26 protein-coding genes are annotated in these 24,546 nt (G+C 73.4%); 17 read left to right on the top strand and 9 right to left on the bottom strand.

The window, feature by feature from the left end; genetic code table 11:
• Positions 1-667: 667 nt before the first annotated feature.
• A complete protein-coding gene (locus tag ACI79S_RS07260) occupies positions 668-1,774 on the top strand; it encodes a lysylphosphatidylglycerol synthase transmembrane domain-containing protein (protein ID WP_456592768.1) in 1,107 nt (368 codons plus the stop codon).
• On the top strand, positions 1,771-2,457 hold the full coding sequence (locus ACI79S_RS07255) for a phosphatase PAP2 family protein (protein ID WP_456592767.1): 687 nt from the start codon (positions 1,771-1,773) through the stop codon (positions 2,455-2,457). Before ACI79S_RS07260 ends, ACI79S_RS07255 begins: the two co-directional genes overlap by 4 nt.
• On the opposite strand, the gene ACI79S_RS07250 is transcribed toward ACI79S_RS07255, so the two are convergent.
• Both ACI79S_RS07250 and ACI79S_RS07245 read right to left on the bottom strand, forming a co-directional pair.
• The gene (locus ACI79S_RS07250) at positions 2,376-2,813 is read right to left on the bottom strand and encodes a hypothetical protein (protein WP_456592766.1); all 438 of its coding nucleotides are present in this window, start codon (positions 2,811-2,813) and stop codon (positions 2,376-2,378) included. The genes ACI79S_RS07255 and ACI79S_RS07250 overlap by 82 nt on opposite strands.
• A 327-nt stretch (positions 2,814-3,140) precedes the next feature.
• Entirely contained in the window at positions 3,141-4,139 is a 999-nt protein-coding gene (locus tag ACI79S_RS07245) for a universal stress protein (RefSeq protein ID WP_456592786.1), read from the bottom strand.
• A 314-nt stretch (positions 4,140-4,453) separates the two neighbouring features.
• Between ACI79S_RS07245 and ACI79S_RS07240 the strand changes: the two genes are divergently transcribed.
• From ACI79S_RS07240 to ACI79S_RS07205, 8 genes are all read left to right on the top strand, one after another.
• Positions 4,454-5,266: a hypothetical protein gene (locus ACI79S_RS07240; RefSeq protein ID WP_456592765.1), complete on the top strand. Its 813-nt coding sequence runs from the start codon at positions 4,454-4,456 to the stop codon at positions 5,264-5,266.
• A complete protein-coding gene (locus ACI79S_RS07235) occupies positions 5,247-6,077 on the top strand; it encodes a DUF6544 family protein (protein ID WP_456592764.1) in 831 nt (276 codons plus the stop codon). Before ACI79S_RS07240 ends, ACI79S_RS07235 begins: the two co-directional genes overlap by 20 nt.
• Positions 6,074-6,742: a hypothetical protein gene (locus ACI79S_RS07230; protein ID WP_456592763.1), complete on the top strand. Its 669-nt coding sequence runs from the start codon at positions 6,074-6,076 to the stop codon at positions 6,740-6,742. Before ACI79S_RS07235 ends, ACI79S_RS07230 begins: the two co-directional genes overlap by 4 nt.
• 1,445 nt (positions 6,743-8,187) lie before the next feature.
• Positions 8,188-8,844, top strand: a complete 657-nt coding sequence (locus ACI79S_RS07225) for a CBS domain-containing protein (protein WP_456592762.1) — start codon at positions 8,188-8,190, stop codon at positions 8,842-8,844.
• Between the two features lie 9 nt (positions 8,845-8,853).
• On the top strand, positions 8,854-9,750 hold the full coding sequence (locus ACI79S_RS07220; protein ID WP_456592761.1) for a universal stress protein: 897 nt from the start codon (positions 8,854-8,856) through the stop codon (positions 9,748-9,750).
• The gene (locus tag ACI79S_RS07215; protein WP_456592760.1) at positions 9,747-9,938 is read left to right on the top strand and encodes a hypothetical protein; all 192 of its coding nucleotides are present in this window, start codon (positions 9,747-9,749) and stop codon (positions 9,936-9,938) included. The genes ACI79S_RS07220 and ACI79S_RS07215 overlap by 4 nt, the downstream gene beginning before the upstream one ends.
• Before the next feature lie 177 nt (positions 9,939-10,115).
• On the top strand, positions 10,116-10,592 hold the full coding sequence (locus ACI79S_RS07210; protein ID WP_456592759.1) for a pyridoxamine 5'-phosphate oxidase family protein: 477 nt from the start codon (positions 10,116-10,118) through the stop codon (positions 10,590-10,592).
• A 163-nt stretch (positions 10,593-10,755) separates the two neighbouring features.
• Positions 10,756-12,414 carry a sensor histidine kinase gene (locus ACI79S_RS07205; RefSeq protein WP_456592758.1) on the top strand — a complete coding sequence of 553 codons (1,659 nt, stop codon included), beginning with the start codon at positions 10,756-10,758 and terminating at the stop codon, positions 12,412-12,414.
• Between the two features lie 8 nt (positions 12,415-12,422).
• Here the strand turns inward: ACI79S_RS07205 and ACI79S_RS07200 are convergent, their stop codons facing one another.
• Entirely contained in the window at positions 12,423-13,103 is a 681-nt protein-coding gene (locus ACI79S_RS07200) for a response regulator (protein WP_456592757.1), read from the bottom strand.
• 221 nt (positions 13,104-13,324) lie between these two features.
• Between ACI79S_RS07200 and ACI79S_RS07195 the strand changes: the two genes are divergently transcribed.
• From ACI79S_RS07195 to ACI79S_RS07170, 6 genes are all read left to right on the top strand, one after another.
• A complete protein-coding gene (locus ACI79S_RS07195; protein ID WP_456592756.1) occupies positions 13,325-13,867 on the top strand; it encodes a flavodoxin domain-containing protein in 543 nt (180 codons plus the stop codon).
• On the top strand, positions 13,864-14,820 hold the full coding sequence (locus ACI79S_RS07190; RefSeq protein WP_456592755.1) for a hypothetical protein: 957 nt from the start codon (positions 13,864-13,866) through the stop codon (positions 14,818-14,820). Before ACI79S_RS07195 ends, ACI79S_RS07190 begins: the two co-directional genes overlap by 4 nt.
• A gap of 123 nt (positions 14,821-14,943) precedes the next feature.
• Positions 14,944-15,477: a hypothetical protein gene (locus tag ACI79S_RS07185; RefSeq protein WP_456592754.1), complete on the top strand. Its 534-nt coding sequence runs from the start codon at positions 14,944-14,946 to the stop codon at positions 15,475-15,477.
• Positions 15,393-15,938 carry a hypothetical protein gene (locus ACI79S_RS07180; protein ID WP_456592753.1) on the top strand — a complete coding sequence of 182 codons (546 nt, stop codon included), beginning with the start codon at positions 15,393-15,395 and terminating at the stop codon, positions 15,936-15,938. The genes ACI79S_RS07185 and ACI79S_RS07180 overlap by 85 nt, the downstream gene beginning before the upstream one ends.
• Before the next feature lie 548 nt (positions 15,939-16,486).
• On the top strand, positions 16,487-16,717 hold the full coding sequence (locus ACI79S_RS07175; RefSeq protein ID WP_456592752.1) for a PLDc N-terminal domain-containing protein: 231 nt from the start codon (positions 16,487-16,489) through the stop codon (positions 16,715-16,717).
• Positions 16,718-16,939: 222 nt separating this feature from the next.
• Positions 16,940-17,473 (top strand): flavodoxin family protein, encoded by a 534-nt coding sequence (locus ACI79S_RS07170; protein ID WP_456592751.1) that lies wholly within the window; start codon positions 16,940-16,942, stop codon positions 17,471-17,473.
• Positions 17,474-17,860: 387 nt separating this feature from the next.
• On the opposite strand, the gene ACI79S_RS07165 is transcribed toward ACI79S_RS07170, so the two are convergent.
• The 5 genes from ACI79S_RS07165 to ACI79S_RS07145 all read right to left on the bottom strand — a co-directional run bounded on the left by ACI79S_RS07165 (position 17,861) and on the right by ACI79S_RS07145 (position 22,546).
• Positions 17,861-18,685, bottom strand: coding sequence for an ABC transporter permease (locus ACI79S_RS07165; protein WP_456592750.1), 825 nt, complete (start codon positions 18,683-18,685; stop codon positions 17,861-17,863).
• Entirely contained in the window at positions 18,682-19,608 is a 927-nt protein-coding gene (locus ACI79S_RS07160; RefSeq protein WP_456592749.1) for an ABC transporter ATP-binding protein, read from the bottom strand. The genes ACI79S_RS07165 and ACI79S_RS07160 overlap by 4 nt, the downstream gene beginning before the upstream one ends.
• 254 nt (positions 19,609-19,862) lie before the next feature.
• Positions 19,863-20,102 carry a hypothetical protein gene (locus tag ACI79S_RS07155; RefSeq protein ID WP_456592748.1) on the bottom strand — a complete coding sequence of 80 codons (240 nt, stop codon included), beginning with the start codon at positions 20,100-20,102 and terminating at the stop codon, positions 19,863-19,865.
• Between the two features lie 21 nt (positions 20,103-20,123).
• Positions 20,124-20,942, bottom strand: a complete 819-nt coding sequence (locus ACI79S_RS07150) for a CPBP family intramembrane glutamic endopeptidase (protein WP_456592747.1) — start codon at positions 20,940-20,942, stop codon at positions 20,124-20,126.
• Positions 20,939-22,546: a DUF4389 domain-containing protein gene (locus ACI79S_RS07145; protein ID WP_456592746.1), complete on the bottom strand. Its 1,608-nt coding sequence runs from the start codon at positions 22,544-22,546 to the stop codon at positions 20,939-20,941. Before ACI79S_RS07145 ends, ACI79S_RS07150 begins: the two co-directional genes overlap by 4 nt.
• 487 nt (positions 22,547-23,033) lie before the next feature.
• On the opposite strand from ACI79S_RS07145, the gene ACI79S_RS07140 reads away from it, so the two are divergent.
• On the top strand, positions 23,034-23,570 hold the full coding sequence (locus ACI79S_RS07140) for a monooxygenase (RefSeq protein WP_456592745.1): 537 nt from the start codon (positions 23,034-23,036) through the stop codon (positions 23,568-23,570).
• A 129-nt stretch (positions 23,571-23,699) separates the two neighbouring features.
• Here ACI79S_RS07140 and ACI79S_RS07135 read toward each other — a convergent pair whose 3' ends face one another.
• Positions 23,700-24,533 carry a hypothetical protein gene (locus ACI79S_RS07135; protein ID WP_456592744.1) on the bottom strand — a complete coding sequence of 278 codons (834 nt, stop codon included), beginning with the start codon at positions 24,531-24,533 and terminating at the stop codon, positions 23,700-23,702.
• Positions 24,534-24,546 lie beyond the last annotated feature (13 nt).

Raw genomic sequence — 24,546 nt, 5'->3', positions numbered from 1 at the left:
CGGCACCACCAGGTCGCGGGTCCGGCCGGATGACGATGCCGCCAGGCCCCCGCAGCTCAGGGGTCCGGGCCGTCGTCGCCTGGGCGCTGTTCCCGGCGGTCCTCGCCAGTGCCCACGCCGCCCGGTGCGGGGACCTGCACCGCCTGCTGGTGCATCGCGCGGCGGAGTGGGCGCTCGTCGAGCCGGTGTGGGACGGACGTGCCCGATGCGCGGACGCCTGACCGTCGACGGTTCAGCGGCGCCCGAGCCACCTCCGCCACCACCGTGATGGTGTCGCACGGCTCCCGGCGGTGGTCGGAACGGCCGCGACAGGTGGAGAACCAGCAGCCGCGGCTGGGGCCGGCGGCGGCACGTGGTGTCGCGCCTCCTGGGTGCGCGCGTGCGCGAGGTGGTGCTGCACGACCAGCGGGTCGGGGCGGTGCCCGCGGGCGGCGACGTCATGGCGCGCCTCCCACTCCGCGGCGAGTTTCTCGGCGCTGCTCATCTCGGCCGGTGTCGAGATCGGCTGCTCGGGCTCGGGGACGGTCACGGTTCGGCCCTCCAGGGGTCTCGTGGTCCTGGTTCCACGGTCACCGTGCGGGCGCCCGGCAGGAAGGGGCGCACGGTCCCGGGCTGTCGGGACCAACGGCCCGCGCGGCACCGGCTCTCTGCCGTGTCGGATGGAGGCATGGCGGCACAGCGCACGCCGGAGCTCCCGAGCGCCCGGCCCGGGACGGCGCCGCGCCCCCGCCCGTCCCTCCGGCTGCTGCTGACCGGCCCTGTGGGTGGCACCCTCCTCACACTTGTCGTCGTCGGCGCTGTCTTCGCCGGTGTGCTGCCCCGGATGGCCGACTACGCCGGGGTGTGGGCCCTGGTTCGGGATCTCACCGGTGCGGAGACGGCGGCCGTGGCCGCGGCCGCGGCGGTCAACCTGCTCACCTACGCCCCGGTCTGGATGGCCGCGCTCCCCGGTCTGCGGCTCGGTCAGGCCGTGCTCAGCGACCAGGCGTCGACGGCGGTCTCCAACACCGTGCCGGCCGGCTTCGCCGTCGGTGTCGGGACCAACGCCGCGATGTTCCACTCTTTCGGCTTCTCCGCCGCGCAGATCGCCCGCGCGGTCGCCGTGACCGGCATCTGGAACAACCTCGTCAAGTTCGGCCTCCCAGGGCTGGCCCTGGGCGGGGTGGCGCTCGTGGCGGACGTGCCGCCCGGGCTCGCCGTCGCCGCCGGCCTCGGCAGCGCGCTCCTGCTTGTCGTGGTCGCCGGGTTGATCGCGGTCGTCACGCACCGCTCGGCGGGCGCGGTCGCGGCCCGGCTGGCCGAGCACGTGGTCGGCGGCCTCGCCCGGGTGGCCGGCCGTCGCCCGCCGACCGGCTGGCCGGAGCGGGCCGAACGGTTCCGCACCGACTCCCTCGAGTTGCTGCGCCAACGCTGGGTCCGGCTCACCGTGTCCGCGCTGGTCAGCCACGCAGCACTGTTCGCGCTCCTGCTGGTCTGCCTGCGCACGGTGGACGGCGAGGGTGCCGGGGTGCACTGGCTGGCGGTTCTCGCGGTCTTCGCCATCACCCGGTTGCTGACGGCCGTCCCGGTCACGCCCGGCGCGCTCGGGGTGGCCGAGCTCAGCTACGTGGCCGGGCTGACGGCGATCGGCGTGAGCGCCACGGGCGCCGCGGCCGCCGTGCTGGTCTTCCGCCTGCTGACGTGGTTCCTGCCGATCCCCTGCGGCCTGGTCGCCTGGATCGCCTGGCGCCGCGGCGCCGGTCGTACCCCGCCCGTACTGCCGGGCCGCGCGTGATCTCCGGGTACGGGCGGCGGTGGGCCGACGGCGTGACCGCGGCCGCCGGGGCCGCGGTCACGGTGCTCTGCACGGTCGCCGTGTCCTCGGGTCAGGTGGGCGCGGCCGAGGCAGCGGTCTTCCGGTTCGTCAACGGCTGGCCGGACCCGCTGCAGGGACCGCTCTGGCTGTTCCAGCTCCTCGGTGTCCTCGGGATGCCGCTGCTTGTTGCCGTCCCGGCGCTGGCGCTGCGCCGGTGGCGGCTGGCGCTCGGGCTCTGCGCACTCGTGCCGCTCAAGCTGATCGTGCACGGAGAGCTGGTGAAGGCGCTGGTGCAGCGTTCCCGGCCTGGTAGCACGATCGACGGCGCCGTGCTGCGCGACGTCCCGTCGGCCGGGATCGCCTATCCCTCCGGGCACGCCGTGATCGCCTTCGGGGTCGTCGTCCTGCTGTGCCCGTACCTGCGTGGGCGGTGGCGAGCCGTCGTCCTCGGATTGGCCGTGCTGAACTCACTGGCGCGGGTCTACCTCGGCGCACATGCGCCGCTGGACGTGGTCGGCGGTGCCGCGCTGGGGGTGTGCCTGGGCGCTGTGCTGTGCCTGCTTCTCGGCGTCCCAGCGCGTCAGGTGTGCAGGACGGCCGCTCCGCCGGAGCGACCGGCGGCGAGATCGGCGAGGGCCCGCGGGGCGTCATCCATCGAGTAGGCGGTCGTGGTGGCGCGCGCGCCGAGGCGGACGGCCAGCCGGAGGAACTCCTCGCCGTCGCGCCGGGTGTTGGCCGTGACGCTGCGCAGCCGGCGCTCGTGGAACAGGTCGGATCCGTAGTCGAGCGCCGGGATCTCCGACAACCAGATGCCGGCGACGGCGAGGGTGCCGCCGCGGTCGAGGGCACGCAGGGCGGCCGGCACGAGTCGGCCGGCCGGGGCGAAGAGCACCGCGCCGTCCAGTGGCTCCGGCGGCGCGTCCGCCGCGCCGCCGACCGGGTCGACGCCAAGCTCGCGGGCCAGACGCCGGTTCCGCTCGCCGCGGGTGAGCACGTGCACCTGCAGCCCCTGCGCCAACGCGACCTACGCGGTGAGGTGGGCGCTGCCGCCGAAACCGTAGATGCTCAGCCGACCGCCGGGCGGGACGTCAGCGCAGCGCAGCACCCGATAGCCGATGATGCCGGCACACAGCAGAGGTGCGACCTGCGCGTCATCCAGCCCCTCGGGCCCGTGTGGCGCAGGTCGGCCTCCGCCAGGTGCAGGTCGGTTCGGCAGACGCCGCAGCAGAGCACGTCGACGCGAACCTCTCCGTGGCCGGGTTCGGGCAGCGACCGCTCGACCCGGTCGAGCGGACCCCCGCCGATCGGCGCCGGCGTGCCCACCACCCAAGCGCGCATGACCCGGTCAGCGAGCGACCGCGGCGGCCGGTTCCTCCACCGACTGGGCCGCCGCCCGCGCCCGCTGCGGGTGCACGATCATGACCGGGCACGGCGCGTGGACCACGCAGTGCAGCGCGACCGAGCCGAGCAGCGTGCCGGCGATGCGGCTGCGGCTGTGGCTGCCGACGACGAGCAGGGCCGCGCCGTCGGCGACGCGGATCAGTACGTCCGCCGGCGCACCGTCCTCCACGCGAAGCCGCGTCGGCGTCCCGGCGCCCAGCACCTCGGCGATGACCTCCTCGGCGCGCCTTCTGACCTGCTCACGGGCCTCGGCGATCGGAGGCAGGGCCATGGCCTGGACCTCGCTCCAGTAGGCCTCCGGCTGGTACACCGCGATGATCTCGAGCTGGGCGCCGGTCCGGCGCGCCTCCTCGGCTGCGCTCTCCAGTGCCGCCCGCGACATCGCCGAGTCGTCGATCCCGACGACGACGCGGGGCGGGTGCTGCACCGCGCCGGGGTGCACGACCACGACCGGGCACGGCGCATGCGCGACGCAGTGGAGGGCCACAGACCCGAGCAGGGTGCTGCGTACACCGCCCCGGCCCCGGCTGCCCACCACGAGCCGCTGCGCGTCCGCGGCGCGTGCGACGAGGCGTTCGGCAGGCGCTCCCGCGGCCGCGACCACCTCGACGCCGACCTCCGCGGCGCCCGGGACGGCAGCCACGGCCGGGTCCGCGCGCACCTCCGTCAGGAAGCCGTGGACGCGGGCCCTGGTGTCCTCGGCGATCTCGTCGAGCCGCCGGGTGTCCACCAGCAACGGGTCCATCCAGGAGAAGTCGGCCCAGAAGGTGCTCACGAGCTCCAGCTCTGCTCCCGCCCGTGCGGCAGCGCCGAGCGCCCAGACGAGAGCAGCACGGGCTCCCGGTGACCCGTCCACGCCCACGACCCACCGCGTCGGAACAGGTCCCGTCCGCGCGTGCCCGACGCCCGGCTGCGCGGCCGCCTCCGGAGGTGTCTGCGGCATCGTCACCGTCATCCCTCGACTTTCCGCCCGGACGCGCGCCGGACCTCCAGGCCAGCCTGCGTGCCGAGCCGCCAGGCGGACGCGGGCCGACGTCCCGGGGAACGGGGACCTTCGTCCCCCACCAGGGGGCCTCTCGCCGCCGTCCCCGGCGGGACGCCGCGCCTAGCGTCGACGGGGAGCCGGTCGGAGCACCGGGGACGGAGAGGACACCCATGAGAAGCGTGCTGTGCCGCCTACCGGGACTGGTGGCCGCGGTGGGCGCGGCCGTCGCTACGACCGGCCTGCTGAGGCGGCCGAGTGGTGAGCCGCGCACCGTGGCCGTCCCCCGCGGCGGGACGGCGGACCTGGCCGGGAGCGGCCTGTACCGCTACGACACCGTCTTCACCGCCGCCGGGAACACCGCGGTCGACGCGGTCGTCCTCGCCCTGGGCATCCCGCTGGTGGTCAGGGCGTGGCGAGAGCATCGGCGCGGCTCCCCCCGCGGGACGGTCCTGTTGGCCGGAGCGCTCGGCTACCTCCTGTACGTGTACGCCACCTACGCCCTCGGGGTCGCCTACAACCCGCTCTACCTCGCATACGTGGCCCTGTTGTCGGCCAGCCTGTTCGCGTTCGTCGCGGCACTCGCCACCGCCGACCGCCGAGCGCTGGCCGCAATCGCCGCGGATCCGGCGTTCCCCCATCGGACGCTCTCGCGGTTCCTGCTCACCGCGGCCGCCGTGACCGCTGTCGTGTGGCTGCAGCCGCTGGTGACTGCGCTCCTCGCCGGGACCGCCCCCGCGCTCCTGGACGTCTACACGACACCGGTCACGTTCTCCATCGACCTCGCCGTCGTCGCGCCCGCCGCGGCCCTGGCCGGACTGCTGGTGCGCCGCCGGGAGCCCCTCGGGTACCTGCTCGCCGCTCCCCTGCTGGTCACGATCGTCCTACTGCTGCCGACCATCGCACTGAGCACGGCGCTGCAGGCCGGCGCCGGGATCACGTTCACCGTCCCGCAGATCGTGGGGCCGATCGGCGGGTTCGCCGTGCTCGGCGCCCTGGGTGGGTGGCTGCTGTCCCGCCTGCTCCGGGCACTGCCTGTGACGGCGACCCGGCGCCTCGAGGAGCCCGGTGTCCACGTCCACGTCTGAGTCACCCGCCGCTGCCACCCGGCCACCGAGGGCGTTCATCCGCGGCCTGGCCGCCGCCGACCTACCCCACCTCCCCCCGGCAACCGAACCCGTCGCCGACGACGACCTTGCCGGCCTCCCGCACCCCGTGCGCCGGTACCTGCAGGCCATGGGCGCCGTGGGCCGCCCGCGCACCCGGTCGTTCCGTGCCCACCTGCGCGGCCGGTTCCGGCGCGGTCCGGCCGGACCGTGGATGCCGTGCGACGCATGGCAGTACAACAGCGCCGATGAGATCGCCCGCCTGTTCCGCATGCGACTCCTGTTCGCCGGCGTGGCACCCGTGTGGGGCTGGGACACCTACCGGGGCGGGCACGGGCGAATGCGCGGCAAACTGCTGGGCCTCGTGCCGGTCGCGGACGGCTCCGGCCCGGAGTTCGACACCAGCGAGCTGGTCACCTGGCTGAACGACGCCGTCCTGATGGCCCCGGGGATGCTGCTGGACCATCGAGTCACCTGGGAGGCGACCGGAGACGACTCCTTCCGCGTCAGCCTCACCGATGCCGGCCGGACCGTCGCCGCGGAAGTCCCGCTGGATGCCTCCGGCCGCCCCCGCGATTTCCGCACCGACGACCGCTGGGCCGACCTGCCCGGCGGCCTCGTGCGCGCCACGTGGAGCACGCCGGTCCTGGACTGGGCCACGGTGAACGGCAGGCCCCGTCTCGGCCGCGCGACCGCGGTGTGGCACCTGCCCGACGGCAGCCGGCTGACCTACGGCGAGCTGAGCCTGGTCGACCTCGCTCTCGACGTGCCTCCCGGGAGGACGAGCAGATGATCCGCGTACTCGCGAAGACGGCCGGGACGGCGGCGCTGACCATGCAGCTCCTGCACGTCACCCGGAACTGGGGCGCCACCCGCGGCGAGGTGACGCGCGCCCTGCCCGGCGACGAGCTGGTACCGGGACCGGCCGAGCAGACCACTCTGGCAGTCACCGTCGAAGCTCCACCGGAGGCGGTCTGGTTGTGGCTGGTGCAGATCGGCAAGGGCCGCGGCGGCATGTACAGCTACGACTGGCTGGAGAACCTCATCGGGCTGGACATCCACTCCACCGACGAGATCCGGGGGGAGTGGCAGCACCTCACCGCCGGCGACCGCGTCGTCGTCGTCCCCGAGGGCTACGGGCCGATGCCCGACGGCTATTCGTTCCCCGTCGCCCAGGTGCTCCCCGACCGGGCGCTCGTGCTGCGCCAGGCCCCTCCGGAGCACCCGTGGAACGCGGTGTGGTCCTTCCACCTCGTCCCGCATGGTCTCGGTCGGTGCCGGCTGCTGTCGCGGTCACGGACCCGGCGGCAGTCCGAGCTGGGGCTGCGTGTGGCGACCCGGGTCATGGAGCCGGTCACGCTGGTCATGACCCGGCAGATGTTGCACGGCATCAAGGATCGCGCCGAGCGGCGGGCCGCCAAGGGCGCGCCCGTGCCCGCCGGTGCAACCAGCCGATGAGCAGGAGCAGGGGCAGGTGGATCGCCGGCAGGTTCGTAGCGAACCCCGCGGTAGGTAGATGTCGGTGACCGAGCCGCTGGTGGCTCCGGCGTCCGCGGCGAGATCCGTCAACGGGCAGCGGGACCCGTCCGCGGCGAACACCAGGCACTCCCCCGCGACAACCGCGGCCGCCGCCGCGGACCGCCGATCGCCCCGACCGCGCAGGCCCGCACACAGCAGGTAGCCGACGCAGGCCTCGATCAACGCCCACGCCGCCGTGTGAGCAGCCCGGATGAGCGCCAGCCGGCGGGCATCGGCCCGCGGCGGATGCAGCCGCCGGTGCTCGGCCTGCGCCCGCTGCCGGACGCCGCGGAGCATGCGCCGCACCATCGGTAAGTCGCCGAACCCCATGAGCAGGGCCGCGAGCAGCCGGTCGGACAGTGGACCGGCGTAGGCGGTGTGCAGCCGGGTGACCTGGCGTGTCCGACCGTCAGGGAGCGGGGCGAGCCGCCAGGCCTACGTGCTCGTCGGCGTCCGCCACAGCATCTCGCGCGGCCGCTCGAAGGACGTGACGACGAACGCCGTCGACACCGGCGGGGACAGGGCCATCGGCAGCACGCCCCCACCTCCAGGTCTTGCAGGTCGGGCACGATTCGCCGGGCGCTCGGATGCACCAGGTCGCGAGCGGGTCGTCGCTGTACCCGCCAGCCCGGAGGCAGCCGACCTGGACCAGCCATGGCCACACCTCCTCGGGAGGGGCGGCGACGGTGATCGCGGGCGTGCAGCGGTAATGCGCCCGCGGCAGGACGTCGTCCCCTGGCATGGGCGCACAGACCTCGGCGGCGGTCGCGCCCCACCGGGTGTGCCAGGGGCGCACCAGCGGCGACAGGGAGAACAGCGTTAGGTCGGCGATGACCTCCCGGACCTCTTGGGTCAGGTCTGCGGCAGTCGGGCGCAGCGGCGCCCAGCTGGACACCCTGCTCGGGTTCGTGTCGGTGTCGGTGGTCACGGGACGACCGTCGCGCCGTCCGTGCTCCGGTCGGCAGAGCCGTTGGTCGAGACCCGCGCTCCGATGGGCCCGGTCCGGCCGGGGTGGCTAGGGCGGCCTCGCCGTCGGCACCGGCGCCCCCGGTCACGCCAGCGCGGTGTCAGCAGCCGGCACCTCGCCGCCTGCACGCCTGCGCCGTGTGCCGGACGTCCCCCGGAGATCCGCGACAGACGGGGCGACGACCTGCCCCAGGTCGGCCCAGTAGGCCTCGACCGAAGCCAGGCGACGACGTGGAGTTCCGCCTCGAGCCGGATGGCCTCCTCCACGTCCCGACGGTGCCGTCCGGCCCGGGCGCGGTCGCCGTGCCGGACGTCCCGCAGCACAGGGACCTGGGTCACACGACGAGTGGCCCAGCGGCCCTGGGTCCTCGTCCGGCCGCGGCCTAGCGTCGGTGCTGACCCCGGCTGGAGGAGGAACGGTGCGGATCAGAGACGTCATGACACGCGAGGTCGTCACCGTGGGACCGGAGACCTCGGTCAAGTACGCCGGCGAGGTGCTGGCCGAGCACGGCTTCGCCGCGCTCCCGGTGGTGGACGACGACGCCCGGCTCGTGGGAATCGTGGCGGAAGCCGACGTGCTCCGCGACCGCCTGCCTCGGGATCCGCGCCTGCACCTGCGCCGGGACGCCGAGCCCGAGCACACACTCCCGTTGCTCGTCCGCGGCGTGATGACCGAAGAGGTCCGCAGCGTGGAGTCCACGGGCGACATCTCCGACGTCGCGCGGCTCTTCGTCGACGAGCGGTTGCGCAGCGTGCCGGTGATCGATGGGGAGCACCTGGTCGGCATCGTGAGCCGCCGGGATCTGCTGCGGGCCCTGGTGCGGACCGACGACGGGATCCGGTCCGAGTTGACAGACCTCGTCGAGCGCTACACCGGGGAATCCGGTGCATGGGACGTCGCGGTCACCGAGGGTTTCGCGAGCGTCCGCCGCACCCGCGGCGAGTCCCAGGACCCGCCGGGCACCGAGGAACGCGCGCTGACCGCCCTGGGGCGGACCATAGGCGGCGTCGTCGCCGTCCGTGTCCTGCCACCCGCCACGGCCGGCGCTACCGACCCGCTCCCCTCCCACGCCTGACGAGGAGCCATGACAGCCCAGACCGCGCACCGCCCCGTCCTCGTGGGTGTCGACGGCTCCGACACCGCCCGCGCCGCCGTCGCCGCAGGGACCGATGAGGCGCGTCTCCGGTCGGCACCGCTCCACCTGCTCACCGCCACGACGTGGCCGATCCACGACATCTCGCTGTCGCCGGGGCAGGAGTCGGAGCTCAGCGGCCTGGTCCGCGATGGCGCGGAGATCCGCCTGCGCGAACTGGCGGCCGAAGCGGCCGGCGTGCTGGGCGCCGACCGGGTCACCTGGTCGGTGGTGGACGGCGACCCTGTCCGGGCCCTGTCCGCGGCCGCGGCCGACGCCCAGCTCCTGGTCGTCGGTGCCCGCGGGGTCGGCGGCGTCGCCGGGCTCGTCATCGGGTCCACCGCGGCCGGCCTGGTCGCGGTGTCGCCGTGTCCCGTCGTGGTGTTGCCCGACGAGACGGCCGTGGTGGTCCGCGGCCGGTCATCGGTCGTGGTGGGGGTCGAGGGACGGCCCGAGGACGAGGAGGTCCTGCGCTTCGCCGTTGCGGAGGCTCTCGCCCGTGGTACCGACCTCGTGGCGGTCCATGCGTGGCAGGAGGTCGTGCTGGAGGCCGCATTCCGGTCGATGGGGCCTCTCGTGGACTGGGCCGGCGTGCATGCCGGCGAGGAACGTCTCCTCGCCGAGGCGCTGGCCGGCTGGCGGGAGAAGGAGCCCGGTCTCGTCGTCCGTGAGGTCGTCGTCCGCGACCGGGCACCCGGAGCGCTGCTCGCCGCAAGCATGACCGCGCAGCTGCTGGTCGTCGGCCACCGGCACCGGCGCCTGCTCGCCCGGTTGGGGTCGACCACGCACGCCGTCCTGCACCGGGCCGGCTGCCCGGTCGCCGTGGTGCCGGTGGGCGGTGCCCGGTGACGCCGTACCGGGTGCTCGTGGCGGCGGCCAGCCGGCACGGCGCCACTCGCGAGATCGCGGCGATGCGCGCACCCGTCGGCGATGCCCGGGACCGGGCGCAGGTCCGGGCGTGGGCCGAAGAGCTCGCCGCCAGCCTGGGCGCCGACTGTCCGGCACCGACCACGGTCGCCCCCACCGGCCGAGGCTGACGGCGCGGGTGGCTGGCCGCACCGGACCCCGGAGGACTGGTAGTGCCCGACTAGCTCGGGGACTTTCGACTTTCGGCGTGGGACCTTCGACCTCAGTGGCCTGAAGTCCTGGGAGGGAAGAGTCGGACCGGTAGTACGACCGCGGCAAGGCCGCCCGGCGAGGACGCGAGGAACCGCATGCCGACGACGGACGACCCCCTCCTCGAAGCGCTCTCCCCAGCCGAGTGCCGGGCCCTGCTGGTCTCGGTCCCGATCGGACGCCTGGCTTTCACGGTGGGTGCACTGCCCACGGTCCAACCAGTGCACTTCATCGTCCGCGGGAACGACGTGCTCATTCCCGCCCGACGGGGCGGCAAGGTTGAAGCGGCCAGCCACGGGGCGGTCGTGGCCTTCGAGGTCGACGAGTACCACCCGTCCACCAGGACCGGGTGGAGTGTCACAGTCGTGGGTCGCTCCCGGGTGCTCACCGATCCCGCCGAGGTGGCCGCCCTCCGCCGCGCCGGCCTCATCGCCTGGGCCCCCGCCCCGGACGCCTGCGTGATCGCCGTTCGGATCTCCCGGATCACCGGCCGTCGGCTGTCCCGGCCCCTGCCGTCGCACGGCGGCGTCGCGGAGCGTTCCGCTCGGGCCCGGGACCGACCCGCCGCTCCTTGAGCGGGGTCTCCCGGCGCGGGCTTCTCCACCGGGAGGAGGCTGGTTGACCACACGACTCGACGGTGCAAACGTCGGCGTCCCACGGAACGTCGACGGACGGGGCAGGACGATGCTGGAGGACCGGCCGATCGGCCCGCCACCGACTCGGGATCTCCTGTCAGGGATGCGGCTGACCGAACTGCTCGACGAGGTCCAGGACCGCCTCGAGACGGTGGCGCGGACCCAGGAGCGGGTCCAAAGCCTGCTCGACGCCTTCCTCAGCGTCTCCACGGGCCTGGACCTGAACGCGACGCTGCGTCGGATTGTGGAGGCCGCGATCGGCCTGGTCGACGCTCGCTACGGCGCACTCGGGGTGCTGGGCCCGAACGGTGGACTGTCGGCCTTCATCCACGTCGGCATGGATGCTGACGTCGCCGCCCGGATGCCCCACCTGCCCGAGGGCAAGGGCGTCCTCGGGCAGGTCACCGCCGAGCCGTACCCGCTGCGCATCGCGGACCTGTCCACCCACCCGTCGTCGGTCGGGTTCCCCGAGGGTCACCCGCCGATGCGCAGCTTCCTCGGCGCCCCGGTCCTCGTCCGCAGCGAGGTCTACGGCAACCTCTACCTCACGGAGAAGCGCGACGGCGACTTCACCGCCGAGGACGAGGCCGTGCTCACGGCCCTGGCCGGCGCCGCGGGCGTCGCCATCGACAATGCCCGTCTGTTCGAGGAGGCCGAGGTCCGGCGGCGGTGGACGGCCGCCGCCGGCGACGTGCGGGAGAAGCTGCTGAGCGACGCGCCGCCGGAGGCGGCGCTGGATCTCATCGCCAGCCGGGTCCGCGATCTCACCGGCGCCGACGCCGTGTGGCTCATGGTAGGACCGGACCCGGACGACGGTCGGTACGAGTTCCGCGCCCAGACCGGGGATGATCTGGAGGGCGTCATCGGCTCGCGCCTGCTGCCGTCGGAGGCCCCGCTCCTGGAGGCGGTCGCGCAGGCACAGTCGGTGGTGGCCCTCGACATCAGCGGGATGGCGTACGACGGGCCCAACGCACATGTCGACTGGGGTCCGTGCATTGCCGTACCCCTCCCCGGCCGCCAATCGGCCGGCGCCCTGCTCATGGCCGCCCGGAAGGCGGGTGGAGCTCCCTTTGATCCGTCGCTGGCGTCGTTCATGGCGCCGTTCGCGGACCAGATGGCCGCGGCGTTGGACCTGGCCGAGCAGTGGCGCGCCGCCCGGAGGCTCGACGTGTTCGAGGACCGGGACCGAATCGCCCAGGACCTGCACGATCTGGTCATCCAGCGGGTGTTCGCTGCGGGCCTGAGCCTGCAGTCGGTGCTTCCGCGGGTGACCGACCCGCACGCTCAGCGGCGCATTCGGGACGTCGTCGAGCAGCTCGACGGCACCGTCCGGGACATCCGTACCACGATTTTCGACCTGCACACCACCGAGGACACCGGCGCCGACAGCAGCCTGCGCCGCCGAGTCCTCGACATCGTGACCGAGACGGCCGGGAGTGACCTCTCCCCCACCGTCCGCATGTCCGGGGCGGTCGACAACCTGGTGACGGGAGATCTCGCGGCGGATGTCGAGGCCGTGACGCGGGAGGCGGTGAGCAACGCGGCCAGGCACTCCGGTGCCCGGCACGTCACCGTGACGCTGGACGTGACCGATGAGGTGGTGGTGGAGGTCGTGGACGACGGTCGCGGCATCGACTCGCGGGCCGCCCGCAGCGGGTTGCGAAACATCACCGACCGTGCCGGCCGACGTGGCGGCGGCGCGACCATCGAGGCGCTGCCCGACGGCGGCACCCGACTGCGGTGGTGGGCCCCGCTGCGCTGAGACCCGGTTCAGCGAGGGCGCGAGGCAGCCGCTCCGGAACCGCGTAGCTCCGTTGCCAAGACCGCCGCCTGGGTGCGGCGCTCCAGCCCGAGCTTGGCCAGCAGGTGTGAGACGTAGTTCTTCACGGTCTTCTCGGCCAGGAACATGCGCTCGCCGATCTGCCGGTTGGTCAGGCCCTCCCCGATGAGTTCCAAGACGGTGCGCTCCTGCTCGCTCAGCTTGGCCAGAGGCCCAGCAGGCTCCGTCGCCTTTCGCATGCGCTCGAGGACTGCGGTGGTCGCAGTCGGGTCCAGCAGCGAGCCACCCGCCGCCACGGTGCGGACGCCGTCGACCAGGTCCTGTCCGAGGATCTGCTTGAGCAGGTACCCCGAGGCCCCGGCCATGATCGCTTCGAACAACGCTTCATCGTCGCTGTAGCTGGTCAGCATGATGACCTTGAGCTCCGGCATGAGGGAGCGCACGTCGCGGCAGACGGACACCCCGTCGCCGTCGGGCAGGCGCACGTCCAGGATCGCGACGTCCGGCCGGAGGGCGGGGATGCGGGCGACCGCCTCCCTGGCATTCTTCGCCTGGCCGACCACGGTGATGTCGGGATCGCTCTCGAGGAGGTCGGCGACGCCGCGACGGACGATCTCGTGGTCGTCCAGGAGAAAGACCCGGATGACCCTTCGCTGGTCGTTCTCGTCCACAGCTACCTGCTCCATCTCCACCGCCGCTCGCGGGACCGAGCCACCGCTGACACCTGCAAGCGAGGCTAGGCCCGACGCGGACCTACCGAGCAGGGCCGAAGGTCCCGCCAGACCAGGGCGGACGTCACCCCCCGAGCATCGGCCGGATCGCGACGTCGGTCCCTACAGCAGGGGTACTGCGTCCCTGCCGGTGCCGGTGGCCACGGCGCCATGGTCGGCGCATGACCGAGACATCCCGCGTTCTGGTGGGGTACGCGACGGCTACCGGGTCCACGCGGGAGATCGCCGAGTGCATCGCAAAGCGGCTCCGCGGAGCCGGGGCCCAGGTGGACGTGCGCGCGGCTGGGCCCGACCTCGACCTCGACGGCTATGACGCCTTCATCCTCGGGAGCGCCGTGCACAACATGGCCTGGTTGGAACCGGCCAGCGCGCTCGTCGCTCGACTCGCACAGGAGCTGCGCGGACGACCGGTGTGGTGCTTCAGTGTCGCTGGCGTCGCGCCGCAAGGCCGGATCGGCCGGTGGCTCGCCGACCAGGAACGAGCCCGGCTGGACCGGGCGCTGCCGTCCGCACTTCGGCCACGCGCGCACCAGCTCTTCAGCGGGTTGATCGCCACGCAGGGGCTCCCGCTCTGGGGACGCCTGTTCCACCTGCTCATCCGCGACCGCCCCGGCGACCGCCGGGACTGGGCCGCGATCGAGGCGTGGGCCGACGATGTCGCCGAGGCTCTCGCGTCCTCGGCCGCCGGCACGGGGTCCCGGTGAACGAGCGCACCGCCCGCTGGCTGGCGCCGGCTACCGCGGTCCTCGCCGCGGACGTCATTCTCCTCGTACTGCTGGGGCCGTTCGGCACTGGCGCAATCGACTACCGGGTCTCCGAGCCGCTACGCCACCGACTCCAGGGCGTCGACGCCGTGTCCCTCACCGTTCTCGTTCCCCTGCTGCTCACCGCGGCGTGGCTGACCCGCAGCCGGCGCTGCGCAGGCCCTTTGCTGTCGCTCGGCGCGGCTCTGACGACGTGGTATTTCGCTGCTGCGCTGGTGCTGGGCCCCATCGCGTTGGGCGGCGCGGGAATCGAGCGGATGTTCCTCCCGCTGATCCTCGGCGTCCTGCTGCTCGCCGCAGCGGTCGTGGTCGGATCGTGGCGGGGGCTGCTCGCCGGCTCGGTCAGGTTCGACCGCGCAACCAGCCGGCTGGTCGCGGGGCTGGTCCTCGTGGTTGTGACGGTCCTCGTCCTCGGCCGCTACCTCCCCGAGTGGGTGGCGCTGGTGCACGGCACCGCCTCCTCCGGCTACCCGGACGGACCGGAGGCCTGGTGGGCCGTGGCGTTCACGCACCTGGCGCCACTGCTGCCCGCGATGGTGACCACCGGGGTCGGGCTCCTACGCGGTGCTCGGTGGGCCGGCATGGCCGCTTTCACCGCCACCGGCTGCCTCGCTCTCATCGGGACTGCTGTCACCGGAATGGCCTGGTCGGCGGCGCTGCACGGCGATGTCAGCGCCACGACCGGCACCGCATGGCGGATGACCGGCCTCGCCGTCCTCATGGCGCTGCCCGCCATCGTCTGCTGGACCGCCGTGATCCGAACCGGCCGGCACAACCTGCCGGACGGCGTGACCGGTGACCTCGCGGACGTCGTCGCTGCACCGCCGCTGCTCACTCGGGCCGGCATCACTGATGTCCTCGCCGACCTCGACGCTGTGGGATCGCTGCGTTGACGTCCACGCCGGTCGACCCGTGAGAACGGGACCTCCGTCACTGCTTCACACCCTGCCGGCTGTAGCACGCTCGAGCCGTCCGAACGAGCATCCGGACCAGACCCGCACCGCCCAGGAGACCCCGTGCTGACGACCCGCCTCGACAGGACCACCGTGCGCGCCGCCGTCGCACTGGCCAACCGCGCACCGTCGGTGCACAACTCCCAGCCCTGGCGTTGGCGGATCGGCACGTCGAGCATCCACCTGTTCGCCGACCCCGACCGCGCGCTGCCCATCACCGACCCGCAGCAGCGCGGCCTGATCATCAGCTGCGGCGCAGCCCTGCACCACCTCCGTGTGGCGCTGCTGGCCACCGGTTCGGCCAGCCAGGTACACCGGCTGCCCGACCCGGCCCGCCCGGACCACCTGGCGGCGGTGGAGCTGTCTCCGGCGCAGCCGACTGCCGACGACCTCGCCCTGGCCCAGGCGATCGAGAACCGGCGCAGTGACCGGCGGGTGTTTTCGACCTGGCCGGTGCCGGCTGATACGTCGAGGACCTGGGGCGCGCCGCGGCCGACGAGGGCGCCGGCCTCGTGGTCCTCGATCCCGTCCGCCAGTGGGCGGTGGCGCGGCTCGTGGAGCGCGCCGCCGTCGAGCAGGCACTCACGCCGGGCCTAGCTGAGGAGGTCGCCGCCTGGACCGGCCGGGGACGCGGCGCGGTCGACGGCGTTCCTGCGGTCAACGTGCCCGGCGACATCACCGCCGCGGTGCCCGTGCGGCACTTCGCCGGTCGGGAGATGCCCCAGAACGAGCTGGGCCGCGGGGAGTCGGACGGCACCCTGCTCGCGTTGCTGGCCACCGACGGCGACGCCGTCGTGGATCGGTTGCGCGCTGGCGAGGCCCTGAGCGCCGTGCTGCTGGCTGCCACCGCCATCGGCCTGGCCACCGACCCGATCAGTCAGCCGCTCGAGGTGCCCGAGACCCGGGCCCGGCTCGTCACCGACTGCCTGCCTGCCGGCGGCTCCCCGCAGGTGCTGGTGCGCCTAGGCTGGGCGCCGATCAGCGCCACCCCCGTGCCCCCGACCGGTCGTCGTCCGGTCGACGACACCATCGACCGCCTCGAAGCGCCCTGGCGCTGACGCCGCACGAGTCCGGAAGAACCCGCAGCAGGACCGAACTCCAGGCCGCTCGGGCCACCAAGACGACCGTCCCGGGGAACCTCGCCCCCCGACCTGCGCTGGCTGCCCGAGGTACGCGACTGGGGCCTGGCGCATGCCACCGGAGTGGATGCCGATGCCACAGGTGGAGACCAGGTAGTCCCGGGCGAGCGCGTCGGCGGCCTCGGGGACGGCGACCGGCCAGCCGCCGGGCGATCAGGAGTCCTCGACGGACGAACCGATCTTGTTGATGGTGACCCGACTACGTCGCCGTCCAAGCCCCGCGATCTCCACGCCTGTGCGCAGGTCGGGATCCCGAACCGCTGCCGTGAGCGACGATGAGCCGACGTCGGGGCTCAGCACGGTCGGGGGCTCCACGCAGGGGCGCTGCCGAGTTGCCCCCGCCGACGTCGTCTTGACCACGGACTCAGCCTCGGGCCTACTGAGCTGCGACGTTCAGGGCCGAACGGCCCGATGACTCCGGCCCAACGACGGTGCCGTTCCGTGCCCGCGTCCGGGACGCTGGCACCATGACACGACTCCGTTGGGCCGACCTCACCCCTGGGCGCAGGGCCGCGCTGCTGACCCTCGCGTCGGTGCAGCTCTCGCTGGCAGCGACGGCCTGGGCGGACCTCGCCACCCGTCCCGCCGCACAGGTCAACGGGCGCAAGGCGGTGTGGGCGGTGGTCATCGCAGTGAACTTCGTCGGTCCGGTCGCCTGGTTTCGCTGGGGTCGGCGCCCAGACCCGGCACGGCGCTGACGACCCAGCCGCCGCGATCACCTGGGTCGCGTCTGGTCACGCCGGCAACATCAACGGTGTGGTGCTCGCCTGCGACGGGGGCATCCGCGCTGTCACCAGGAAACCAAAGCATCCGGACGACCTAGGCCCCATCTCGCCAGAGCCATTCGTCCGTTCTGGGCTGCCGCCCGGCCGCCTAGCGTCAAGGTGGTTGAAACCCGACCCACGAGGTGGTGAGCAGGCATGACGCGTGCCCTGGTCGTCTTCGAGTCCGTGTTCGGTGACGCACGGACAATCGCGCACTCGGTCGCCAAGGGATTGTCCGGCAGTCTCCCGGTCGACGTCGTCGCCGCGGCCGAGGGCCCTGCTGAGGTCGGCCCGGACGTGGCCTTGCTGGTCGTCGGCGGGCCCAACCACGGGTTCTCGATGCCCCGGCCGTCGACCCGGGAAGGGGCCATCAACCAGTACGGGGCAGAGATCCCCGACACCAGCCGCGGGCTGCACGAATGGCTCGACGCGGTGCGGATCACCGGCGCCGGCACGCACGCTGCAGCCTTCGACACGCGGAGCGATCACCCCAAGCTGTTGGTGAAGATAGACCATGCGGCCAAGACGGAGGAGAAGCTGCTCCGCGGCCGCGGCCTGTCGATCCTCGCGCCCGCCGAGCACTTCTACGTCACGGACCCGAAGGGCCCGCTCGCCGACGGCGAGGAGGTCCGTGCACGGCGTTGGGGCGCGTCGCTGGCCGACCTGCTGGCGAGGGCCGCCAGGTCCTGACCGAGCGGAACGGTTCCCTTCAGGAGGCCGGCGGGGAGCTTCGATGTCCCGACCTTGACGGTGGGGAGCGAAGGGCGGGGAAACCTCATTCGTGCGCCGGCTGGGGACGGGTGGTCGTCCTGGCGATCGTGCTCAGCCGACGGGAATCCTCGTGTTCCTGGAAGAGGTCACCCGCCCCAGCCTGGTCGGTCACGGTCGAGCGGATCGTCGACCGGCGGGGCGCGGGTCCGTTCGGCGCGCAGCTCGATGCGGCCGCCCGCACCGCGGAACAGCATCGGCCGGGCGTGGTGCGACGGCGGGGCGCGCACCCGCCGTACCCGCCAGCGCCTGGACTGCCCTGGGGCGCATCCCTTCCCCTCGGCCTCCTGTCCCCGCAATCTGCGGCGCTCAGGCGTCCCTGCGCCGCAGCGCGACTCCGGCGGCGATCAGCGTGAGCAGGACGTAGACCATGAACACGGTGAAGCCGGCCCACGGCGCGAGCGGTTCCGGCGCACCGGCCGCAGCGGCCACAGCCTCCGGAGCGACGATGCGCTCGCCGGCCGTCGACGGCAGGTACGGGTAGACGGCGACGAACGCATCGGAGGCCAACATCAGCAGCTGAGCCAGCGTGGACAGCAGCAGCAGGACGACGAGCACGGCGGTGATCGCGCCGGCGGTGTGCCGCAGCAGCGCGCCGACGCCGAGCCCGAGCAGGCCTACCCCGGCCAGGTAGAGCCCGGTCCCCCAGAAGATCCGCAGCACCTCCGGGTCGCCGAGGTCGGCGGCGTCGCTGCCCAGCACCATGACGGTGGCCAGGTAGGACAGGGCCACGCCGAGGATGCCGAGCACGAACCCGACGACCGCGATCAGCAGCGCCTTCGCTGCCAGCACCGGCGTGCGGGTGGGCACGGCCGAGAGAGTGGATCGGATCTGGCCGGTCGAGTACTCGCCGGTGATCATGAGGGCCCCCAGGACGGCCACCACGACCTGGGCGAAGGTGTAGCCCAGCGCCAGGACCGTCCTGCCGTCGGGTCCGGGATTGTCGCCCAGGGTCGAGGCGGCGGCCATGAGCACGGCGATGAGCACCATCGCCAGCACGGTCGCGAGCATCGCCCAGTAGGTGGAGCGCAGGCTGCGGAACTTGATCCACTCCGCGAGCAGCACGCGGCGGAAGGTGACCGGCTCGACGGCCACCGGACGACCGGTCGGCACGGGCGTGGTGGCACGGCTCATCGGGACCCCTCCGCGGCACCGGACTGGGACCGGTACTCGACCGCGTCGCTGGTCAGGGACAGGAAGGCGTCCTCCAGGGACACGTGTACCGGAGTCAGCTCGTGCAGGGCGATGCCTTGCGCGGCCGCGGCGTCCCCGATCCGCTCGCTGCTCAACCCTCGGACCTCGAGCTCGTCGGACGCGCGTGAGGCCACGTCGGCGCCGGCGGCGCCGAGGACGCGGGCGAGCTCGGCCACCCGGGGCGACCGCACCCGAACCGTCTCGGCACGGGTCGCCCCCAGGATCTCCTCGATGGGGCCGGCGGCGATGATCCTGCCCCGGCCGATGACCAGCAGACGGTCGGCGGTCTGGGCCATCTCGGTCATCAGGTGTGAGGAGATGAATACCGTCCGACCCTCACCGGCCAGGCGCCGCACCAGCGTGCGCACCCACTTCACTCCCTCGGGGTCCAGCCCGTTGACCGGTTCGTCGAGGATCAGCGTCCGCGGATCCCCGAGCAGCGCGGCGGCGATGCCCAGCCGCTGCCCCATCCCGAGTGAGAAGCCGCCCACCCGCCGGTCCGCCACCCCCGTCAGGCCGGTCATGTCGATGACCTCCTCGACCCGGCGGCGAGAGATCCCGTGCGTGGCGGCCATCGCCCGCAGGTGCTGCCGTGCGCTGCGCCCGGGATGCACCGACCTGGCATCGAGCAGGATCCCCACCTCGGCCAGCGGCGCCCGGTGCCGGACATAGGGCTTGCCGTTCACAGTCACACTGCCCGACGTCGGGCGGTCCAGGCCGACGATCATCCGCATCGTCGTCGACTTGCCCGCCCCGTTGGGTCCCAGGAAGCCGGTCACCGCGCCTTCGGAGACGGTGAAGGAGGCCGCGTCGACCGCCGTCGTGCTCCCGTAGCGCTTGGTCAGATCTCGAGCCTCGATCATCCGTCGTGTCCCTGTCGTGTCCGTCGTCGGTCGTTCGTCTCGCCCAGACCCACGCTTCGGGAGGTCAGGTGCGATCGACACCGCTCCAAGGTCCGGTCGTGCCGGGACGTTCGTCACTCCACGGGCGCCCGACCGGTGGTGGGCGAGGAGGCCTCCCCCGCCACCGGTGCGGCTCCGCTGACCCGATGGTCGGGTCTCCGTCGGCGTGGTGACCTCAGCCGGTCCTTCGTCCCGGACTCCCGCCGCCGCACCGATCACGGGCCCGGGTCCGTCGCCTCCTTCGGTTCCCGTCTACCTGGCCGCGACCGCAACCTCACCGCTCTCGACAGGCCGGCGGGTACGAGCAGCAGGAACCAGACGATGGGTCCCAGCAGGATCGTCACCACCTCGCCGAACCGGTCGCTGCCCGACAGCACGACCGCAAGGGCGATCAGGGTGCCGACCCAGACGATGACCGCTCCGGCCAGGTAGATGGCGGTGGTGCGTCGATCCACGTCCGATCTCCTCTCGACCGGTCAGCGAGCGGCGGCCCGGCCGACATCGGCAACGCGGGCGGTTACGGGCACCGGCCGGTGGTCGAAGCCGAGCCGGCCGCGGGTCAGGACGACAAGCGCGACCGCCGCCGCGAGCAGCACGCCGAGGATGGTCGCGTCGACGACCAGGCTGTCCTCGACGAGCACCAGGTGGTCCAGCGACGGCGTGAACGCGCCGTGCAGGACGACGCACAGCAGCAGGCTGCCGGTGCGGTTCCACAGCCAGGTGTAGAAGACGACGAACAGCATGGGCCCGACGAAGCCGATGCCGTAGATCGGCAGATGCCACAGCCCCCAGATCAGTCCGAGCAGGGCGGTGGCCGCGAGCGGTGAGTGGCGTGCCTGCAGCCGGTCCAGAGCGAAGCCGCGCCAGCCGGGCTCCTCCTGGCCGCCACCGACCAGGGCGACGACGACGAACGTGGCCACCCAGGAACCGGCCGCCGGCCCCAGCCGGTCCAGCTGCACCTGCTCGCCGAGCAGCGCCAGCACGCCGTTCATCGACACGAACAGCGCTACCGGCAGCCCGAGGGCGTAGGCCCAGTACCTGGCGGGCACCCGCCACCGCAGCAGCGGGCGCAGCCAGCCGCGCACCGAGCCTCCCGACGAGCGGACGACCACCCCGGCGGCCACGGCCGGCCCGAACGCCCCCAGCGCCAGGAGCACAGCACCGGCTCCCCCACCGACGCCGAGTACCGCCGGGGCCCACAGCAGCCACGAGATGCCGTAGGCCAGGAGCACGTAGGCCAGCAGCGGTCGGGCGGCGACCCGCTCGCGCAGCGGGCGCGTCGGCTGGGCGGTCACCGACGGGCGCCCGAGGCCGTGCTGCCGACGCCCGGTCCCGCCGGCGACGGCGCGGGCGGTGGCGGTGACGGTGGCGGGGGGCCGTGGGCCGGGAGGGCGTCCGACGGCGGGTACCGGTGGGCCCGGTGCACGGCGAGCGCCACGAGGAGCACCCCGACGGCCAGCAGCACACCCCCGGCGGCCAGCAGACCGATCGAGATCCAGGTCAGGGCGGGCACGGTGGCCGCGGCCTGCGCCTCCACCGTCACGCCGGGCTCGCCGTCGGCCTGCATGATCACGACCGTCCAGGAGCCGTCGGCCGGTCGCCAGGTGAGCGTCTGGGTGCCCGTGCCGCTCGCCTGCGCCGCCCAGATGTCCAGCTCGCCGGGCGACCGCTCCGGCGCGCCGCCGGCCACGTCGGTGGAGCGCTCGACCGTTGGCTGATCGCTGGGCCAGGTCGTGCCGATCTCCTCGACCACCCGGTGCGCCACGCCGGAGAGGTAGCTCTCCACGGCCGACGTCGGCGCCACCCCGATGAGGACCTCGGTGCCGGGATCGGCTGCGGTCACGTCCAGCCGAGCCGTCCCCAGGAACTCGTCCATCACCCACTCCTGGCCGGCGGTGTCCAGCCGAATGCTGTTCGAGACCAGGGCGTAGCCGTCGGTTCCGAGCTCGGCGGTCGGCGTCCACAGGTAGCCGTCGTCCCGTCCGGCCTGGTCGGCCCACAGCAGGGCGCCGCCGCTGCCGAGCAGACCGGTCGCGGTGAACAGCAGGACTGCCCCGACGACGACCGAGACGACGCGGCCCGCCGTCCAGGTGCTGCGTGGCGGAGCAGCGGACGCCCCGCCCGCCGCGGACGACGGGTATCCCGCCGGCGACGGACCTTCGGCCGGTGCGGTGGCACCAGTTCCGGGGGACGCCACTGGGGGCGGGCCGCCGGGCAGCGACCCGGGGTCGGTCCCGCCCATGTCCAGCCGGAAGGGCGGGTATCGGTCGGTCATCAGGCCCGCGTAGCCGGCGACACGCAACGCCCACCGGTCCATGCCGAGCACGAAGTCGTAGATGGGGCGCGGGTAGCGGCCGGTGAACAGCAGCACGATCGCCGCGATGAACACCAGCAGGCCGACCAGCCCGCCGGCGCCCCAGCCGGAGTCCCAGCCGTCGTCCGGGCCGGTGCGGGTGCCCAGCCACAGCCCGCCGCCGATGAAGACGGCCAGCACCAGGTAGTGCGGGATGGCCAGCAGCCACCACTTGACCAGCACCAGCCCCCGGGACAGCCGCTCCGGGTAGGCCACATCCAGCCGAGCCGGGTAGCCCGGGACGTCGGCGAGGGTGAACGGCGGGTATCGGTCGGTGCCTAGCGCTGCGTAGCCGTAGTAGTGCACCCGCCACGTCCAGCGCAGCACCCCGACGTTGAAGTCGAAGATCCCCCGCGGGTAGCGGCCGGTGAACAGGATCGCGAAGAAGGCCACGACGGTCAGGACCGTGAAGGCGATCCACAGGAATGCCAGCACGACGTAGTGCGGGATCAGCAGCAGCCACTTGACCAGCCACAGCCAGCGGGACAGACCCGGCTCCAGCGTCGCGTCGACGCGGACGGGATAGGGAGGCGGTCTGTCGGTCACGGGAACTCCTCGGTGTCGACGACACATCCGAGGTTCCGCTGTTCCCGGGCGGGTCGACACGGGCCAACGGGTCGTTGGGGCAGGGACCTCCGTCCGTGCCGGGCGGTGACTCCGGCCCTCACCATCCCTGGCATGGGATGGGGACGCCGCTGGCTCCGGCCGACATGCTCCCCTCTCGATCGCCGAGCCGGGGGCGAGTCCTCGGCCATCCAACAGCTGCTCGAGCCGGCCGACGTCGGCTACCGGTTCCGCACCAGCCGGATCCGCGACAAGTTCCTCGCCGGCCAGCCATCGCACCGGCTCCAGCGGCTGCACCGCGACGCCGCGGCCCCCCTCGAGTCCGTGGGGGTTGCGCCGGCGCGCATCGGTGCGCACCTTCTCCGTGCGGGCAATCCCGCGGCGGCCGATTCTCACCTGCTCACCGCGGCGCACCTATCGTTGACGGCGGGTGCTGAGGCAGTCTCGGGACGTGTCAGAGCCCGGGCTGGTGACGTTGCACCTGTGGGGCGTTCCGGGCCGCGTCGTTCCTCGGGCCCTCTTCCACATGGCGGCCGACCGCATTTCCTTGCCCCACACCCCCGGACTGCGCTTCGCCAAGCTGCTGGGCACCGGAAAGGGACGGACGTTCAGCGCGCGCGACGCCGATCCCCGGCGCTGGGGACTTCTGACCGTGTGGGACGACGCCTCGTTGGCCACGGCGTTCGGGGAGGGCGGCATCGTCGAGAGCTGGCGTCGCTTCGCCGACGAGGAATGGGTCGCCCAGCTCCGCCCGCTCTCCGCGCGGGGCCGCTGGTCGCGGCAGGAGCCGTTCGGCCGCCCACCGCCCACACCATGGGCGGGGCCGATCGCGGCCGTGACGCGAGCCCGGCTGGTGCCACACCGCGCGGTGCGGTTCTGGCGTGCGGTGCCCCCCGTATCGGCCGACCTGCACCGGGCACCGGGCTTGCGCCTGGCGTTGGGCATCGGCGAGCGCCCCTCGGGCTCCAGGGCACGTTCAGCGTCTGGAGCTCGTCCTCGGCTTTGAACGGCTTCGCCTACACGAGGGCGCCACATGCGGCGGTCATCGAGCGCACCGGCCGCGAGGGCTGGTACGCCGAGGAGGGTTCGGGTCTCCGTTCCAGGGGCGTCAGCTGCGGGGGCCAGAAGGCTCGCATCAGCGGCCACGTGCCGTCGGCCAGACGGAACCCTCCAGCAGGTCGACGGCGGGCCGCATTCGGTCGTCCGCCGGGCCCGTCCGCGCCACCAGGTCCACGACCTCGATGAGATCGGGACGCCAGTCGAGCGGGAAGGTGGGCAGCAGCCACTCCCCCGGGCGCGCGGTCGGCGTGCCGATGGGTACCACCGATCCGTCGACGCGCTGGAAGAGGCGGCGCTCCAGAAATGCCTCGCGGATCGAGCCGAGCAGTTCATCGACGGCCGGATGCCGACGGTGCCGGCGCCACAACTCGAGCGCCCGGCCGTTCTGGTCAGGCCGACCAGACACGTGGTCGGCTCGGCCATGCACCCGCCGTAGCGCGTCCGGACATGGGGCCGGTAGAGGACGACGTCCCCCGGCCGGAACGACCGCGCGCCCGCGGCGGACTTCCTGATGCCGGACCGTCCCATGCGATCTGCGGCTCGGCGAGGTCGGTGCGCCCACCGAGCAGGTACGTGGTGGCGGCCAGCCGACATAGCTGGCGAGGACGCCGTCTGGTGTCCCCGTGCGCGAGAAGACGCCGTCGCCCGTGGCGGCGGATCGCGACAGGAATCCGACCGCGGCCTGCCAACCGTCTGATCCGGCGCCCACGCCCAGCTCGGCGAGCAGGCTCGTCCGCCACAGGGTGGGGAGCACCCGGCGGGAGGCATCTCCGGAGGGCCCCCAGCTGCCGTCGCCGTGCTGCCCGGCGAACACGGCTGTGATCCGTTGATCGCCATGGGCCCGCAGCCGGAGCTTCTCCAGCGGCGGATCCGCAGGAGACGGGACGTCCACCGCCAGCCGCACCGACACCACGGGGTCGTCG

Source organism: Blastococcus sp. SYSU DS1024, from assembly GCF_054050795.1.
Note: the sequence above shows the minus strand (reverse complement) of the source record. Positions and strands in the feature narration are given on the sequence as shown.

Bases quoted from the DNA above. Each gene is read 5' to 3' on its own strand.
- ACI79S_RS07260 (WP_456592768.1), top strand. From the start codon at position 668: ATGGCGGCACAGCGCACGCCGGAGCTCCCGAGCGCCCGGCCCGGGACG.
- ACI79S_RS07245 (WP_456592786.1), bottom strand. From the start codon at position 4,139: ATGCCGCAGACACCTCCGGAGGCGGCCGCGCAGCCGGGCGTCGGGCAC.
- ACI79S_RS07230 (WP_456592763.1), top strand. From the start codon at position 6,074: ATGATCCGCGTACTCGCGAAGACGGCCGGGACGGCGGCGCTGACCATG.
- ACI79S_RS07220 (WP_456592761.1), top strand. From the start codon at position 8,854: ATGACAGCCCAGACCGCGCACCGCCCCGTCCTCGTGGGTGTCGACGGC.
- ACI79S_RS07210 (WP_456592759.1), top strand. From the start codon at position 10,116: ATGCCGACGACGGACGACCCCCTCCTCGAAGCGCTCTCCCCAGCCGAG.
- ACI79S_RS07205 (WP_456592758.1), top strand. From the start codon at position 10,756: ATGCGGCTGACCGAACTGCTCGACGAGGTCCAGGACCGCCTCGAGACG.
- ACI79S_RS07195 (WP_456592756.1), top strand. From the start codon at position 13,325: ATGACCGAGACATCCCGCGTTCTGGTGGGGTACGCGACGGCTACCGGG.
- ACI79S_RS07175 (WP_456592752.1), top strand. From the start codon at position 16,487: ATGACACGACTCCGTTGGGCCGACCTCACCCCTGGGCGCAGGGCCGCG.
- ACI79S_RS07170 (WP_456592751.1), top strand. From the start codon at position 16,940: ATGACGCGTGCCCTGGTCGTCTTCGAGTCCGTGTTCGGTGACGCACGG.
- ACI79S_RS07165 (WP_456592750.1), bottom strand. From the start codon at position 18,685: ATGAGCCGTGCCACCACGCCCGTGCCGACCGGTCGTCCGGTGGCCGTC.
- ACI79S_RS07160 (WP_456592749.1), bottom strand. From the start codon at position 19,608: ATGATCGAGGCTCGAGATCTGACCAAGCGCTACGGGAGCACGACGGCG.